The 14772-nt window shown below is 71.9% G+C and carries 14 protein-coding genes; 10 read left to right on the top strand and 4 right to left on the bottom strand.

Going from position 1 to position 14772, the window contains the following annotated elements; genetic code table 11:
* Window positions 1-70: 70 nt before the first annotated feature.
* The 3 genes from ssuE to ACWCRA_RS21135 all read left to right on the top strand — a co-directional run bounded on the left by ssuE (window position 71) and on the right by ACWCRA_RS21135 (window position 1985).
* Window positions 71-637 carry an NADPH-dependent FMN reductase gene (ssuE, locus tag ACWCRA_RS21145; RefSeq protein WP_351555924.1) on the top strand — a complete coding sequence of 189 codons (567 nt, stop codon included), beginning with the start codon at window positions 71-73 and terminating at the stop codon, window positions 635-637.
* Window positions 638-817: 180 nt separating this feature from the next.
* Window positions 818-943, top strand: coding sequence for a hypothetical protein (locus ACWCRA_RS21140; protein ID WP_451068308.1), 126 nt, complete (start codon window positions 818-820; stop codon window positions 941-943).
* Window positions 944-1064: 121 nt separating this feature from the next.
* The gene (locus tag ACWCRA_RS21135; RefSeq protein WP_451068307.1) at window positions 1065-1985 is read left to right on the top strand and encodes a glutathione S-transferase C-terminal domain-containing protein; all 921 of its coding nucleotides are present in this window, start codon (window positions 1065-1067) and stop codon (window positions 1983-1985) included.
* A gap of 63 nt (window positions 1986-2048) precedes the next feature.
* Here the strand turns inward: ACWCRA_RS21135 and ACWCRA_RS21130 are convergent, their stop codons facing one another.
* Window positions 2049-2846 (bottom strand): PIG-L deacetylase family protein, encoded by a 798-nt coding sequence (locus ACWCRA_RS21130; protein ID WP_351555918.1) that lies wholly within the window; start codon window positions 2844-2846, stop codon window positions 2049-2051.
* 541 nt (window positions 2847-3387) lie between these two features.
* Here ACWCRA_RS21130 and ACWCRA_RS21125 point away from each other — a divergent pair.
* The 3 genes from ACWCRA_RS21125 to ACWCRA_RS21115 all read left to right on the top strand — a co-directional run bounded on the left by ACWCRA_RS21125 (window position 3388) and on the right by ACWCRA_RS21115 (window position 6215).
* Window positions 3388-4044 carry a cytidylyltransferase domain-containing protein gene (locus ACWCRA_RS21125; RefSeq protein ID WP_451068306.1) on the top strand — a complete coding sequence of 219 codons (657 nt, stop codon included), beginning with the start codon at window positions 3388-3390 and terminating at the stop codon, window positions 4042-4044.
* A gap of 120 nt (window positions 4045-4164) precedes the next feature.
* Window positions 4165-5346 carry a M20 family metallopeptidase gene (locus ACWCRA_RS21120; protein ID WP_451068305.1) on the top strand — a complete coding sequence of 394 codons (1182 nt, stop codon included), beginning with the start codon at window positions 4165-4167 and terminating at the stop codon, window positions 5344-5346.
* Between the two features lie 68 nt (window positions 5347-5414).
* Window positions 5415-6215 carry a helix-turn-helix domain-containing protein gene (locus ACWCRA_RS21115; RefSeq protein WP_351555909.1) on the top strand — a complete coding sequence of 267 codons (801 nt, stop codon included), beginning with the start codon at window positions 5415-5417 and terminating at the stop codon, window positions 6213-6215.
* A 204-nt stretch (window positions 6216-6419) separates the two neighbouring features.
* Here ACWCRA_RS21115 and ACWCRA_RS21110 read toward each other — a convergent pair whose 3' ends face one another.
* The 3 genes from ACWCRA_RS21110 to ACWCRA_RS21100 are packed head-to-tail and all read right to left on the bottom strand — an operon-like array spanning window position 6420 to window position 10155.
* A complete protein-coding gene (locus ACWCRA_RS21110) occupies window positions 6420-7721 on the bottom strand; it encodes an MFS transporter (RefSeq protein WP_451068304.1) in 1302 nt (433 codons plus the stop codon).
* The gene (locus tag ACWCRA_RS21105) at window positions 7718-8947 is read right to left on the bottom strand and encodes an ATP-grasp domain-containing protein (RefSeq protein WP_351555903.1); all 1230 of its coding nucleotides are present in this window, start codon (window positions 8945-8947) and stop codon (window positions 7718-7720) included. Before ACWCRA_RS21105 ends, ACWCRA_RS21110 begins: the two co-directional genes overlap by 4 nt.
* Window positions 8944-10155, bottom strand: coding sequence for a GNAT family N-acetyltransferase (locus tag ACWCRA_RS21100; RefSeq protein WP_451068303.1), 1212 nt, complete (start codon window positions 10153-10155; stop codon window positions 8944-8946). Before ACWCRA_RS21100 ends, ACWCRA_RS21105 begins: the two co-directional genes overlap by 4 nt.
* A gap of 625 nt (window positions 10156-10780) precedes the next feature.
* On the opposite strand from ACWCRA_RS21100, the gene ACWCRA_RS21095 reads away from it, so the two are divergent.
* The 4 genes from ACWCRA_RS21095 (at window position 10781) to solA (ending at window position 14708) form a co-directional block, all read left to right on the top strand.
* Window positions 10781-11644 (top strand): TauD/TfdA dioxygenase family protein, encoded by an 864-nt coding sequence (locus tag ACWCRA_RS21095; RefSeq protein WP_351555897.1) that lies wholly within the window; start codon window positions 10781-10783, stop codon window positions 11642-11644.
* A gap of 151 nt (window positions 11645-11795) precedes the next feature.
* Window positions 11796-12635, top strand: coding sequence for a pyrroline-5-carboxylate reductase (proC, locus tag ACWCRA_RS21090; protein WP_351555894.1), 840 nt, complete (start codon window positions 11796-11798; stop codon window positions 12633-12635).
* On the top strand, window positions 12628-13539 hold the full coding sequence (locus ACWCRA_RS21085) for a class I SAM-dependent methyltransferase (protein WP_351555892.1): 912 nt from the start codon (window positions 12628-12630) through the stop codon (window positions 13537-13539). The genes proC and ACWCRA_RS21085 overlap by 8 nt, the downstream gene beginning before the upstream one ends.
* Complete coding sequence (gene solA, locus ACWCRA_RS21080; RefSeq protein WP_351555889.1) at window positions 13536-14708, top strand: N-methyl-L-tryptophan oxidase; 1173 nt, start codon at window positions 13536-13538, stop codon at window positions 14706-14708. The genes ACWCRA_RS21085 and solA overlap by 4 nt, the downstream gene beginning before the upstream one ends.
* Window positions 14709-14772: the final 64 nt, after the last annotated feature.

The raw sequence follows: 14772 nt of genomic DNA, 5'->3' as shown, positions 1-14772 counted from the left end.
CGGCACCCGCGTCACCACGCCGGCCCCCGGCCCGATCCCCCGCCGATCCCACGCTCCCGAAAGGGCCGCCATGGCCACCGTCCTGTCCGTCTCCGGAAGCCCCTCCGCCGCCTCCCGCACCGCCCGTCTGCTGCGCCATCTCGACCGGCGGCTCACGGCCCAGGGACACGAGGTCATCCCCCTGGACGTCCGCGCCCTCCCCGCCGACGCCCTGCTCGGCGCCGACTTCCGGCACCCGGCGATCGCCGAGGCGGCCGGGCTGTTCGAGCGCGCCGAGGGAGTCGTCATCGGCACGCCCGTCTACAAGGCCGCCTACTCCGGGGTGCTCAAGTCCCTGCTGGACCTGCTGCCGCAGCACGCCCTGGCCGGCAAGACGGTTCTGCCGCTCGCGACCGGCGGGACCGCCGCGCATGTCCTGGCGATCGACTACGCCCTGCGCCCGGTGCTCAGTTCCATGGGCGCCGCGCACATCGTCCAGGGCTGGTTCACCCTCGACACCGACATCGTGGTGGGCGACGAGGGCGCCCTGACCATCGCCCGGGGCGCGGACGAGGCCGTCACCCGTGTCGTCGACCGGTTCTCCGAAGCCCTCGGCGGCCGCCCGGCCCTGCTGGCGGCGGCGGGCTGCGCGCGGTAGCCGCGTCCGCCGCCGCGGGGGAGCGGGCCGCCCGGCCCGGCCCCTGGCGGACGCGGAGGGCGCCGCACCCCCGCGGCATCCGCCACCACGCCATCACCCCGTGGCCGGCGCGGGCCCCCTTGACGAAACGCGCCGGCCGCCGGACACTCCAGTACGGATTCCCCACCGGACAGGCAGGACATGACGGAGCGCCTGGAGTTGCCCGCCGGCCGGGCCGCGTGCGGCGCCCGGCCGCCCCTTCTCCTGACCTCCCGCCGCCATATCGACCTTCTGCGCGTCTGCAGCGCGGCGAGCCCCCTGCGCTGAACCGGCGGCGCCCACCGGCACGGTGACCTCACCGGGCACGCGGACACCCGCGGCCCTCGCCTCACGCGTGCCGCCCGCCGCTCCTCTCGACCGGAAGCCGGACCCGTACCCAGGGAGACCCATGCCCGCCGCGCCCCCGTCCACCGTGCCCTCCCACATCTCCCCGCCGTCGCTGCGGGGCAGGATCGGCGGTGACGCGAGAAGTGGCTACTTCGCCGCCCCGCGCCGCTACCGCCTCCATCTCTCGCCGTCCTGCCCGCACTGTCTGCGCATCGCCATCACCCACAGCCTGCTCGGTCTGGACGAGACCCTCCCGGTCGTGCAGCTGCCCCCGGTGCCCGACGGCCCCGACGGCGGACACTCCGCTCTGCGCCCCCTGTACGAGGCCAGTTCGCACCGGCATCCCGGACCGGCCACCGCCCCCGTGCTCAGCGACGACTGGACGGGACGGGTCGTCAGCACGCACACCCCGGACATCCTCCGCGACCTCGCCCGGAACTTCGGCGGCCACGGCCCCGGCCGGCCCGTCCTCCGGCCGCACGGCTCGGCGGAGGAGATCGAGGCCGTCACCCGTCTCTGCGAGGACCGCGTCAACCGCGCCGCGCAGAACGCCGGGCGGGCCGACACCGACGCGCCGGCGCGCCGGACCGCCCTCGGCTCCCTGCTCCGTGCCCTGGGCTCGCTGGAGGAGCGCCTGGCCGGCCGGCGCTTTCTCCTCGGCGACGACATCACGGCGGCGGATGTGGAGCTGTGGTTGACCCTGGTGCGGCTGGACACCGTGCACCGGCTGCATCTCGACGCCGCCGCGGTCCACCGGATCGCGGACCATCCCCAGCTGTGGCACTACGCCCGGCGACTGGCGGCGCACCCCGCCTTCGGCCGCCATCTCGACCTGGACGCCATCGCCCGCCGGCACCACGCGCACTGCCGGGGGCTGGAGGCGGCCGGGGCGGCCGTGCAGATCCTGGACTGGGCCGGGCACACCCCGGCCGGACCCGCCGCCGAGCCCTCCCGGAGGTACACGGCCTGCTCGCTGTCGTGACGGCGGACGCCGGACAGCGGGCACCGGCCCGGGCGCGCCGCGGAGTGTGCGGACCGCCCGGGCTCAGGGGGCGGGAGCCGGGGCGGCGGCCGGGACCGCCGCCGCGGTGGCGTCGGCCACGATGCGCTTGAAGCCCTCGGCGTGGGCACAGCCGGCCCGCTCGCCGAAGGCCCGCATCCGCTGGAACACCCAGGCGATGTCGGCGCGCGGGTCGGCGGAGTCACGGAACTGGCTGGCGTGGCAGAGGATGGCCTCGGCCTTGCGCTCGGCGTGCGGACCGACGTCGACGAAGAAGTCCGTGTGCTCGTGCCCGGGAACCCAGACCTCCGCCACCCGGTGCGGCGCGAGCCCCGCCGCCAGGAGCTCGGGGAAGGCCCGGGGGTTCCGGGCGTCGGGGTAGACGGCGCTGAGCGCGGCCTCGCCCACGGCGAGGTGGTCCGGGTGGGACGCGCCCATGGGGAACTCCAGTGAGCGCAGCGGCTGGTGGGTGAGGACCAGCTGGGGGCGCACCCGGCGGATGGTCTCGACCAGGGCGCGGCGGAGGGTGAGATCCGGCGTCAGCGTCCCGTCGGGAAAGCCGAGGAAGGTCACCTCGTGGACGTCGAGGAGAGCCGCCGCCGCGCGCTGTTCCCGGTACCGGGTGGCCGTCAGCTCCTCCGCCGGCTCCTCGGGGTCCTCACCCCCCTGGGACCCGTCCGTGCAGATCGCGTAGTGCACCCGGCTGCCCTCCGCGCTCAGCCGGCCCACCGTGCCGCCGAAGCCGAACTCGGCGTCGTCGGGGTGGGCGGTGATGACCAGAACGCGTTCATGGAACGCGGGTAAGGGGAGAAGCGGGCCGGCGGACCGGTTTCTGAATGCCAAGGTCGCCCAGCTCCTCCGCGCTGTCCGCGCCGCAGTCGAACCCCAGTGAAGTGAATCGAGAACGGTATTCATCGGCCGATATGCATGATTGGGCGGAAATTATTCAGAAGAATTGACGGGGTGTCAATAAATCCCTGATGTGACGTAGGTCATAGTTGTGCTTTCTGTTGGTCGGGGCCGGGAATCGTGCAGGATTCTCCGCCTACGGCGCAAGAACTTCCCACTCGGCCCGGCGGTCGTCCCGACCGCCGCGGTCGAGATGACCTGTGGGTGAGTAGGGGTGAGTTGACCGGATCTCCGGACCGTGTCCCGGGCGGGGCGGGTGAGAACCCCCGGGCCCGCCCGGCAGCGTGTCCTCGGGCAACGGCGCGCCGCGCGACGCGCCGCCGCCCGCCGCTCGGCGGTGCGCGCCGGCCGCCGGTGACACCTCTTCCGCCGTGTCGAATCCGGCCGCGCCTCCCCGGCGGGACCGCCACCGCGCGGCCCCTTTCCCGCACGCTCTCACCGGCAGGTCGAACCCCCTTCGGAGAAGGAGAGTCCCATGAAGTTCGTCATCCCCGCCAAGCGTTCGTCGAGCAGGGTTCCCCATAAGAACTTCCGTGAATTCGCGCCGGGCGAATCGCTGCTGGACATCCTGGTGAAAAAGCTGGTGCGGCTCGGGGAGCCGGGCGATGTCCATCTCTCCTCCGAGGACGAATCGGCACGCGAAGTGGCCGACAGACACGGAGTCTCCTTCCTGCCGAGGGCCAAGCACCTCACCGAGAACTCCTACCCTTTCCAATCGGTCGTCAACGAGGTGTGCGGACAGCTCCCGGACGACGACGACATCATGTGGTGTCACGCGACGGACCCGTTCTTCGACGAGCACCCGGCCGTTGTCGAGGCCTGGCGGAAGCGCGAGAATCCGGACGCCGACTCGATCACGGTCGTCTATCCGATGCGCGAGTACCTCCTCGATGGGAACTTCAATCCGATGGGATTCGGATTCGGTTCCTGGCACCGCCCCTCGCAGGAGCTCCCGACCTACTACCAGCTCGGATTCACCTGCTCGATCATGACCAGGCACACCGCGACCAACATCGGGCTCGTGGGCGCGCGTCCCCTGTGGTACGAGGCCGCCAACCTCACCATCGACATCGACACCCAGGCCCAGTTCGACTTCGCCGCCCGTCTCTACCGGGTCGCCTCCGAATCCTGACAGCGGTTCACCGGCGCCGCGCGGACGGCGCCAACCCCGTGGGGCGGGCCGGTCCCGCGCGCCCAGAGGGCTCAGCCGGCCCGGACATGTGCGACGACTGTGGAGTGGTGAGGTTCCGGAATGGACACAGACAGCCGGACGCTGGCGGAATCGGTCGCCGAACTGGTCCGGATTCCGAGCGTCAACCCGCTCCACGCCGGACCCCGGGCCGAGGAGCACGGCCCGGTCGGCGAGGGCGCCCTCGCGGCCCGGCTCGCCGAACGCTTCGACGGCTGCGGCGCGGACGAGACCGTCCTGGACGAGGTGCTGCCGGGCCGGCCCAATGTGTACGGGCGCTTCCCCGGACGGTCCGGCCGGCTCGTCGTGGTGGACGTCCACACCGACACCGTCACCGTCGAGAACATGACCGACCCGCCTTTCGACGGACGCATCGAGTCCGGCTCCGTGTGGGGGCGCGGAGCGCTGGACACCAAGGCGACCATGGGCGTGCTGCTCGCGCTGCTCGAAGCGTGGCACCGCGACGGGCTGCGCCCCGACCCGACCCTCCTGCTCGTCGGTTCGATCAGCGAGGAGGTCGGGGGACTGCTCGGCGCGACCCGGTTCAGGCCGTGGGCCGAGCAGCAGGGGCTGCTGATCGACCAGCTGCTGGTGGCGGAACCGACCGGGTTCCGCCCCGTCCACGGTCTGAAGGGCCTCGTCCTCGTCCGGGTGACGGCGCTGGGCACGGCGGCGCATTCGGCGCTGCCGGACTCGGGGGTGAACGCCATCGAGGCGATGGCGCCCGTGATCGACGCCTTCGTCGCCGAGAACGCGCGGCTGCGGGCCCTCCCGGCCGCCACCGAACTGGGCACCGGCACCGTCTCGGTCACCCAGATCTCGGGTGGCACCGGCAGCAATGTGATCCCGGACCGGTGCTCGATCTCCGTGGGCCGCCGGATTGTCCCGGGCGAGGACCCGGACGAGGTCCTGGAGCGGATGGCCGCCGTCGCCCGCGCCGCCTGCCCCATCCCCTGCGAGATCACCTCGCTGCTGCCCACCACGCCGGACGGCCGGGCCGGCTCGCCGGCGTTCTACCAGCGCCCCGACTCCGCCTTCGTCCAGTTCCTGGCCCGGGCCGCCGGCACCGAGCCCGCTGTCGCGCCCTTCGGCGCGAACGTCCTGCGGTACTCGGGCCTGGCCAGGGAGCTGGCCGTCTTCGGCCCGGGCTCCATCGACCACGCCCACCAGGCCACCGAGCGGGTCGCCGTCGCCGATCTGGTGCGCCTCGCCGGCATCCTCCGGTCCTGGCTCTCGCCGGCCTGAGAGCGGACGACCCCGCGCCCACAGGAGCCCCGCCGCACCGGCCGGGCCGACCACCGAGAGGGGAAGAGATGGCGACCGCCACCACCGCGACGGCCGCGGAGACAGTCGAGCGGCTCAAGGAACCGGTCCAGCTCTACAGCCGCGGCTGGATGCTGGCGGACTCCACCGACGCGTACGGAAAGGGGCTGGGCTTCGCGACCGGCGCGCAGTTCTGGGTCGTGGGCCGTGCCGGTGTCCTCGGCAGCTGTCCGGCCGAGGTCGCCGCGGCGGCGATCGCCTTCGAGCCCCTGGAGGAGGTGCGGAAGGCCTGGGACCGGGTTCCGGCGGGGCTGACCCACTACGAGGTCGCGCTCCACTACCGGGATGTCATCACGGCCTGGGGGGAGCGGGTTCTCGCGGCCGTCGACCCCGGAACCCTCCGTACCGTCGACGGGCTGGGGCGCCGGATCGCCGGCGCGGCCCCCGACGCGCTGGGCGCCCTCTTCACCGGCTGGCGGCGGCTCCCGGCTCCCGACGGGCTGCCCGGCCGGGCCGCGCTCACCCTCCATGTGCTGCGCGAACTGCGGGGCGCAGCCCATATCGCCGCGATCCTGGCCTGCCGGCTGACACCGCTCGACGCGATTCTCGCCGCCACCCACGCACCCCCGCGCACCGGCCCCGGATACGCCGAACGCATGGGGCACCGGGGGCCGTTCCGTGATCCCGAGGAGGTGCGGGAGCAGCGCGTCGAGGCCGAGGAACTCACCTCGGCGATCACCGTCCCCTTCTTCTCCCGCCTCACCCCGGCGGAGCTGGCGCTCTTCGGCGACGCCGTCGAGCGGGTCTGTGCCACCGCCCGCGACCGGGCCGCCGGGGGCGCGGCGCCCTAGGTCGTCTCCTTCGGTTCTCGCCGGGCTCGCGAGCCCCGGCACCGCGCCTCGCCGCGTTGTCGTCCGTCGCCGGCGCTCCGCGTGGGCTCCCTCCTCCGCCTCGCGATCCACGGCACCGGACCCCGCTCACCGATCCGGCCCGATCCGAAAGAAACTCCCCGGGCCGCGGGTGTGCGCGGGGCCCGGCCCGCGCCGCCCGGGCGGCTACTCCGCCCTGGTCCCGGAGGACTCGCCGCCGGAGGCCGGCGGCGCGTGGGCCGGGGCGGTCGCCCGCTTCCCGGAGGCGGCGGGCCGGCCCGCCGCGCGGGCGTGCACGGCGAAGTAGAGGGCGGCCGCGACCATGGCCAGGGCCGAGATCCAGTACATACCGGTGGCCATCGGCCAGGAGAGCCCGGCGGCCGTCACCAGCGCCATCCCGAGCCAGGTGCCCCCGGACTCCGCGACACCCCAGGCCAGACCGGCCAGACTGTACGCGGTCACGTTCGTCATCCGGCCCTTCACCTCGACGACCTTGGTGTGGTAGATCGGCCCCCACACCAGCTCCGAGAGGGTGAACAGCAGCACGGCGACATACCCCACGACGACCGGCGACCGGACGACCAGGGCGAAGACCACCACGCTCACCGCCATCAGCAGATGGGCACCGGGCACCACCCACAACTCCACCGCCCCGGGCCTGCGCGCCTCCAGCCGCTGGACGAACGAGGTGACCGGCGTCTGGAGGACGATGATCAGCAGCGCGTTGGCCACGAAGAGCAGGGAGACCTGCTGCGGACCCGGCGAGTCGGCGGCGTAGGTGGGCAGGACGTCGAAGACCTGTGCGTACGCCACCCAGGTCAGCATGGTGACCCCGAGGAAGACGAGGAACGGCCGCCGCGTCCGCCCCGCGCCGCCGGCCCCCTCCACGGCCCCGGCGTCCTCCGTGCCGGGCGCGGCCGGGCGCGGGAGCCGCAGCGCGGCGAGGGTGGCGCAGAGGTAGAGCACCACGCCCAGCACCGGCAGAGTGGACGGGAAGTGGGTCAGCAGGACGCCTCCCGCCGCCGAGCCCAGAGCGGCACCCGCGTTCACCGCCAGATTGAGATGGGAGAAGCCGCGCAGCCGCTCCTCCGCGCTGTGGGCCGCCGCGACCAGCGCCTTGAGGGCCGCCGTCGCCGCCGAGAAGGAGAGCCCGAGCAGCGAGGCGAGAACCACCCAGACCGGCAGCGCCCGCCCCTGGTAGGCGACCATCAGCAGCAGGGCCGCCGTGGCGATGACATAGGAGACCAGCACCGAGCGCCGCAGACCGAGCGCGGTGATCAGACGGGAGACCAGCAGCCCTCCGGCCTTGCCGAACAGCAGGCACGCGGCCACCACGGTGCCGCCCTCCACGCCGTCCATGTCCCGGGTCCTGATGAGCCAGAGACCGAGGAAGGGCACCAGGGTGAAGTAGGCCGCCGAGCTGAACCCGCGTACCAGGAGGAACGCGACGACGGTCCTGCGCGGGACGGCGCCGGTGCCCGCCGTCATCCGCTCTCCGCTCCGTCCTCGGAGGTCTCCAGGTAGAAGGCGTCCGAGAGGAGCCGGTGGCGGGCGAGGACCTCCGCCTCGTCACCGGCGGTGTAGAAGACCCGGCCGGTGGCCGACGCGGCGGTGAGATCGGTGGAGACCGTGTCGCCGACGGCCTTCAGCATGCGCACCTCCACCGTGCCCGGGAGCGCGGCGAGTTCCCCGCCGGTGACGAGGCGGGTGATGCGCCCCGGACGGATGGGCAGATTGGCGTTGACCACGATGTCGGGACGCCGCCGCTGGGTGACCTCCGGCGCGCGGCCGAGGGATGTGGCCAGGAACGCCTCGTGCAGATCCACTCCGTACTGGAGCCGCACGGCGTCGACGATGCCCGCGCCCGCCGGGCGGCAGGCCACCTCGCCCACCAGCAGCCCCTCAGAGGTCTTGAACAGCTCCAGATGGGTGACCCCGGAGCGCAGGCCGAGCGCCTGGAGGACCCGGGAGTTCAGCTTGAGCACCGGATCGTGATCGGGGTGCGCGGCCGGGAGGCAGTAGGAGCCGCTGACGTTGTCGAGCTGTCCCAGCGACGGGGCGAAGTACCGGGAGGGGGCGGCGAAGACGACCGCGCCCTCGTGCACGACGGCGTCGCAGTGGTACTCCCCCTCCATCTCGACGAAGCGCTCCACGGCCAGCGGGAACCGGGCGGCGCGCAGTCCGTCCGCGGCGGGCGAGGAGGCGAAGGCGCCGAACTCCTCGGGCGAGCGGAACACCTTCACATTCATGCACCCGCCGCCGAAGGTGGGCTTGACCACGCAGGGCCAGCCGGTGCGCTCGGCCGCGCCGGGCACCTCGGCCACCCCCGCGGCCTGGGCGAACCGGGTGACGGGGAGCCCCGCGTCGGCCAGCCGCCGCTTCATGACGTACTTGTGGGAGAAGGCCAGCGCCGTCTCGAACCCGGTCCCCGGCAGACCGAGCACCGACCGCACGTATCCGCCGGTGGCCTGGCTGAACTCCACGGCGGCGACGACATGGCCGACCGGCTGCCGGCGGTCGAGCTCCAGCACGGCGCGCAGCACCTGGGTGGGGTCCTGGATGTCGCCGATCTCGCGGACGGTCACGCCGGGAGGGAAGGTGTGGCTGTGGCCCTCCTCGGTGACGACCGAGACCCGGTCCAGGAGCGGCGAGTCGAACAGCCGGTCCGCCAGCGCGCGGCGGCGTGAGCAGAGCACAACGGTGTGGGTGGTCATGGGCGTTCCTTGGACTCGGGGAGTGTGCTCCAGGCGGCGAGGGAGGTGTGGACCTCGGCGGCGAGGGCCGCGGCCTCCCTGGCGGGCAGCCCCGCGGTGAGCGCGGCGAGCTGTCGCCCGATCCGGTCGGACGGGCCGCCGTCCGGCCCCGGGGGCGCGGAACCGCCGGAGGTGACCGCCCACAGGGGCCGGACCCGGGCGCCCCGGCGGCACTTGGCGTCGTACGAGGAGGTGCCCAGGTGGAGGCGGGTCAGCCCGCGCTCGTAGCAGTACCGCAGGGGCGCGTACAGCAGCAGTTGCGCGTACTCGTCCGCGCCGGGCAGACGCGGGTAGTCGAATCCGATCAGCCGCAGCGCCAGTTCGTCGCCCGCCTCGTAGCACAGCGAGAAACCGATCAGCCGGCCGCCGTCGTGGACCGCGAACACCACGGCCTCCCGGTCCAGATGCTCGGCCTGCCGTCCGAGGAAGCCGCGCAGCCGCTCGTCCGACATGTCGTGTCCGTATTTGCGCTGCACCTGCCCGAGCAGCGGGGCACCCCGCTCCCAGATGTCGGAGAGGCTCATCCGCCGCACTTCCAGGCCGCTCTCGGCGAACCTGCGGATCTCGCGGCGGGCGTTGGTGCGCCGCTGCTTGGGGGAGAGCGCGCCGACGAAGTCGTCCAGCCCCGCGCCGACGGTCTCCACCGTGCAGTCGGCGCGCAGCAGATGGAGGCCGGGGGCGATGCCCGGGGTGAGGGTCCGGGCCGCGGCGATGACCTCGGTGGCCGCGTCGGTGGGGAGGTTCGGCCACCACCAGCGGCCACCGGCCTCCGGGACGGCCCCGGCGGCTGCGCCCAGCAGCGCCGCCAGCTCCTCCGTCGCACGGCCCGGTCCGGGGACGGCGCTCCGCCCCTGGGGGACGCCGGGCAGCAGCACATCGGAGCGGAAGCCGCGCCTGCCGCCCAGGAGCAGCATGGGCCCGGCGTCCCGGGGCTGCCCCAGGACCCGCGGCGCCCGGTAGTCCTGGTGCCCCTCGTCCGGGTTCCAGTGCGCGACCAGCCCCGCCGAGAGGCCGTCCCCCCGGCGGGAGGACAGATAGTGCGGCTCCGCCCCGCCGTCGGCGTCCACGAAGCGGAGCCAGTTGGCGGTGAGGTAGAAGGACCTGGTGGCGGCCAGCCGATCCCAGCCGGCGGCGGACCCGGGGTCGCCGTGCCGCTCGATCGCGGTCATGCGGACCCTCCCGTCACCGTGACGGTTCCCCCGTGCCGGGGGCCCGGTCTCCCGTCCCGGCGACCGGCCCCCGTCGTGCACCGGAGCCGCCCTCCGCGCTCTGACGCAACTCCCATTCCCCCTCCAGCCGAGCCCGCGACCCACCGCAATCTCTTCTCCTCCGTTCTCTTCACGTACAGGAACTCCGCGGGGTTCACCGGCGACCCCATTCATCTTCACGCGTGCTCTCCCGCAGGCCGCGCGGCCAAGGAATCAAAGGTTCCCCCTTGCTGCGGAATGGAGAATTCCGATACCGATCGGCACATCCCCGTCGCGTCGGCCGTGTCACGACGAGTAACCCCGGGCACACGGAAATCAATCGCTTCAACGCAAACAGGAAATTTTGCCCTCTGTGCGGAGAGAACCGAAAGATGGCTCCCTAGTGATCTGTGTCACCTTACATGCCCTTTGACGGTTGGTGAAGGGACATGGCACCTTGTGGAGATATCGACCGCCGGTTGCACAAATCGCTCTGTCTGTAACGGTCTTCGGGACTCCGGCATCAGCGGGCCCGGCGGTAATAGCGATCACGCAATGCCGAACAGTGAACTGTGGTGCACAAGCGAGGGTGCTCTAGGAGACCTGCGTGAAAACAGTGATCGAACCCGTGCAGTCGTCCTTCGTCGCCAAGGTGACGGGATGCGACCTGGCCAGGCCGCTTTCGGATGAGGTCTTCGCCGAAATAGACGCGGCCTTCACCAAGTACGCCGTTCTGTACTTTCCGGACCAGCCGCTCACCGACGACCAGCAGATCGAATTCAGCAAGCGCTTCGGACCGCTGGAGACGGCACCGAACTACGCCGGAAAGGAGTTGCGTCTGCGGAATGAGTTCACGGACATCTCCAACCTCGACCACGCCGGAAACGTCCTTGACCCGGATGACCGGCTGAACCGCTACAACCTGGGCAACCAGATGTGGCACACCGATAGCTCCTTCAAGGCGCGCCGGTCGAAGTGCTCGCTGCTCTCCGCGCGTGAGGTCACGCCGACCGGTGGGGAGACGCAGTACGCGGATATGCGCGCGGCGTACGACGCGCTTCCCGGCGAGCGCAAGAGAGAACTCGCCGGGCTGGTCGCGGAACACAGCATCGCCACCTCCCGGAAGAAGTCCGGATTCCATGACTTCAACGGTGACATCGCCGCACAACTGCCGCCGGTTCCGCAGAGACTCGTCGACTTCTACGCGGCCTCGGGCCGCACCAGCCTCTATCTCGCCTCCCATGCCTCCCATGTGATCGGCTGGCCGGTGGAGAAAGGGGAGGCGCTTCTCGACGAGCTGATCCGGTTCGCGACGCAGGAACGTTTCGTCTATACGCACGACTGGACGGTCGGCGATCTGGTGATGTGGGACAACCGCTGCACCATGCACCGCGGCCGGCCCTACGACCTCGCGCAGCGCCGGGTTCTGCACCGCACCACGGTCTCCGATGTGGAGACGGCTTTCGTGTAACCGGCACCGCCGGAGATGTGAACGACCGCCTCGCCCAGGGGATCGAGAGGCCGGTCCGCATCCGACGAGAAGACACGTCAATATCCGGGGGATGCTCGATCGACCGTGCTCGCGGCACCCCCGGGAAGTCGACAACTGGGGGAATTCAGCTATGACGCGTGCTGCGCGCTTGATCATGGTCGGCTGCGGCCACATGGGATATGCGATGGTCCGAGGGCTTCACGGCAGGTCGCCGTGGGCCGAAATCGTCGTCGTCGAGACCAGTCCCGAGCGGCGCACAACCCTGTCCGAGCGGGACGGACTGACGGTCTCCGCCGATCTGGAGATCGCCGAGGGCGACTTCGTCGTCCTCGCCATCCCGCCGCAGGCCTTCGAGGCATTCGTCAGGAGCCGGCGCCACACATTCACCCCCACGACGCCCGTGCTGTCGGTCATGGCCGGTCTCACCGCCGACTCCATCGCTCGGGACCTGGGCACCTCACAGGTGGTCCGCTCGATTCCCAACACGCCGTCCGAGATATTCGAGGGAATGTCCGTCTACTTCGCGGACACGGCGGTGTCGAAGGAAACGATCGCGCAGGCCGATCTGCTGCTGGGTTCCATCGGAAAGACCCTGCGCGTCGCATCGGAGAAACTGGTCGACGACGCCACGGCGCTCTGCGGAGGAGGACCGGCGTTCGTCAGCTACATCATGGACGCCTTCTGCCGGTTCGCCGTCTCGCGCGGATTCACCCCGGAGGCCGGCCGGGACATGGCGGTCCAGGTGTTCAGCGGAACCGCCGCCCTGGTGGCGGGGAGCGGCAGGCCGCCGATGCAGCTCTGCCGCGAGGTGATGACACCGAACGGCACCACCGAGCGCGGGGTGGATGTCTTCGACCACGTCGGTATGAAACAGCATATCCACGACGCGCTCACCGCGTCGGCGGAGCGTTCGGCGGAGCTGGGCACCGCCCTCAGCGGAGGCAGATGTCCCGGTGACGCCGATGTTTGAGAGAACATACGGCGGCGGTGACGCCGTCGCGCCGCCCCGCGCCGCCGGACCCCGGGGACGCGAGACCTACGATGTGCGCTTCGCCGGCGGACGCCACTTCCGGATGTACGACGACCCCGGAACGTTCCGTGTCAGCCGGGCGGGCATCGCACTCGGCAACCATCTCGTCCGCGGCCTGGACGGCAGCGAGAGCACTGTACGGATTCTTGAGATCGGCACCGGGAGCGGTGCGATCGCCATGCTGCTGCGCGCCATGGGATTCACCTCGGTCGTCGCCACCGATGTCTGCCCGGCGGCGGTCTCCACCGCCCGGCGCAACGAACGCGTGAACTTCGGCGACTCGGTCATCGACTTCCACCAGAGCGATCTCTTTCCGCGCCCCGCGTCCGCGCCCCCGGAGCTCTACGACCTCATCGTCTTCAACCCGCCCGGCTGGCGCACCCCGTCGGACGCCCTCCGGGCGCAACTGGAGAGCAGACAGCCCTCGCTCAACCTGGAGGCGATGTTCTACGGGGACAGTGTCCTGCTGCGATTCCTGCGGCAGCTCCCGGACCATCTGGCGCCCCACGGGCGCGCGATCGTCGGCCTGAACTCCCTGCTCGGCATCGCCAGCATCTTTGCGGCCTCGCAGCCGCCGGACCGTCCGCCGGGCGCCGGCCTCGCACTCCGCTCGCAACTCCTGGAACGTCTGGAATTCCCGCTGCTCTTCTACACCGAGGAGTGGCTGGAGGCCCGCGAGTTACTCTTCGCCGAGTTCCGGCAGGGGCGTCGGGACTACGCGGCGACCTATGTCACCAAGGGCGAGACCATCCACTGGTTCTACGAAATCACGGAGGTCACCGTGGACGCCCTGGGAACGGACCGCCCCCCGCTCCAGCCCCTCCAACCGTCCCGTCCCGTATGAGCGGCCTCAGCGGCCGGCCCTTCCGCCCCACCTACGACGCCGTGGTCGTCGGGCTGGGCATCATGGGAGCGGCGGCGCTCTTCCACCTCAGCCGCCGGGGGGTGCGGGCCCTCGGAGTCGAGGCCCGCGGCCCGATGCACGACCTGGGCTCCTCGCACGGCCAGAGCCGGATCTTCCGCCGCGCCTACTGGGAGGGCGGGCAGTACATCCCGCTCCTCGACCGCTCCTACGACGGCTGGTGGGAGCTGGACGACGCGACCGACGGCACGGTCGCCCTCAGGACCGGCGGTCTCTTCATCGGCCCGTCCGATTCGAAGCTGGTGCACGGCGCCCGGACGACCGCGACCGGGCACGGGATCGCGCACGAGTGTCTGGACCGGGCGGAGATATCCGCCCGCTATCCCGCCTTCCGCCCCGGGCACGGCATGGTCGCCGTCCACGAGCCGGACGCGCTGATGCTCTTCGCCGAACGGGCACGGCTCAGCTATCTCTCACGGGCGGCGTCCGCCGGCGCGCACCTCGTCCACGGCCGGGCCGTTCGCTCGCTGGAATCCGGGAGCGGCGGCGCTGTCACGGTCACCGGTGACGGATGGCGGGTGAGCTCCGGCGCGGTCGTGCTCACCGCAGGGGGCTGGATCAGCGGGTTCCTGCCCGAGGAGACCGGCGCCCTGCTCACCCCGATGCGGATACCCGTCTACGAGTTCGACGTGGCGGAGTCCGCCGAGCGCGACCACCTTCCCGGCAGGTTTCCCGTCTTCCTCCACGAGGACGCCGGAGGGACCCTCGTCTACGGGCTCCCCAAGTGGCGCTCCCCCGAGGGCGGCCTGCGGGTGGGCTTCCACAACCGCCAGCTCTCGCCGCTCGACATCGACGGCGCCAGACGCCCTCCCACCGACACGGAGCGCCTGGAGCTGTGGCACGCCGTCAAGGAGCTGCTGCCCGGCATCCGGAGCACCGGGCGCGGCACCTCCTGCGTGTACACCATGTCCAGGGACGAGAGCTTCCTCATCGGACGGTCCCGGGAACGGGAGGGCGTCGTCTACGCGAGTGCCTGCTCCGGCCACGGTTTCAAGTTCGCGCCGGGCATCGGCGAGATCCTCGTGGAACTCGCGCTCGACGGCCGCTCGTCGATGGACATCTCGGCCTTCGACCCCGAACGCCTGCGCTGACCCGCGAATCCGATCCCGGACCCGGCCGGACCCGCCTCCGGCCGGACCCGCCTCCGGCCGGACC

Source organism: Streptomyces sp. NPDC001889, assembly GCF_053594535.1.
Note: the sequence above shows the minus strand (reverse complement) of the source record. Positions and strands in the feature narration are given on the sequence as shown.

Excerpts from the sequence above, each read along its gene's own strand:
- ssuE (WP_351555924.1), top strand. The coding sequence starts at position 71 with ATGGCCACCGTCCTGTCCGTCTCCGGAAGCCCCTCCGCCGCCTCCCGC.
- ACWCRA_RS21140 (WP_451068308.1), top strand. The coding sequence starts at position 818 with ATGACGGAGCGCCTGGAGTTGCCCGCCGGCCGGGCCGCGTGCGGCGCC.
- ACWCRA_RS21135 (WP_451068307.1), top strand. The coding sequence starts at position 1,065 with ATGCCCGCCGCGCCCCCGTCCACCGTGCCCTCCCACATCTCCCCGCCG.
- ACWCRA_RS21125 (WP_451068306.1), top strand. The coding sequence starts at position 3,388 with ATGAAGTTCGTCATCCCCGCCAAGCGTTCGTCGAGCAGGGTTCCCCAT.
- ACWCRA_RS21120 (WP_451068305.1), top strand. The coding sequence starts at position 4,165 with ATGGACACAGACAGCCGGACGCTGGCGGAATCGGTCGCCGAACTGGTC.
- ACWCRA_RS21115 (WP_351555909.1), top strand. The coding sequence starts at position 5,415 with ATGGCGACCGCCACCACCGCGACGGCCGCGGAGACAGTCGAGCGGCTC.
- ACWCRA_RS21110 (WP_451068304.1), bottom strand. The coding sequence starts at position 7,721 with ATGACGGCGGGCACCGGCGCCGTCCCGCGCAGGACCGTCGTCGCGTTC.
- ACWCRA_RS21105 (WP_351555903.1), bottom strand. The coding sequence starts at position 8,947 with ATGACCACCCACACCGTTGTGCTCTGCTCACGCCGCCGCGCGCTGGCG.
- ACWCRA_RS21100 (WP_451068303.1), bottom strand. The coding sequence starts at position 10,155 with ATGACCGCGATCGAGCGGCACGGCGACCCCGGGTCCGCCGCCGGCTGG.
- proC (WP_351555894.1), top strand. The coding sequence starts at position 11,796 with ATGACGCGTGCTGCGCGCTTGATCATGGTCGGCTGCGGCCACATGGGA.
- ACWCRA_RS21085 (WP_351555892.1), top strand. The coding sequence starts at position 12,628 with ATGTTTGAGAGAACATACGGCGGCGGTGACGCCGTCGCGCCGCCCCGC.
- solA (WP_351555889.1), top strand. The coding sequence starts at position 13,536 with ATGAGCGGCCTCAGCGGCCGGCCCTTCCGCCCCACCTACGACGCCGTG.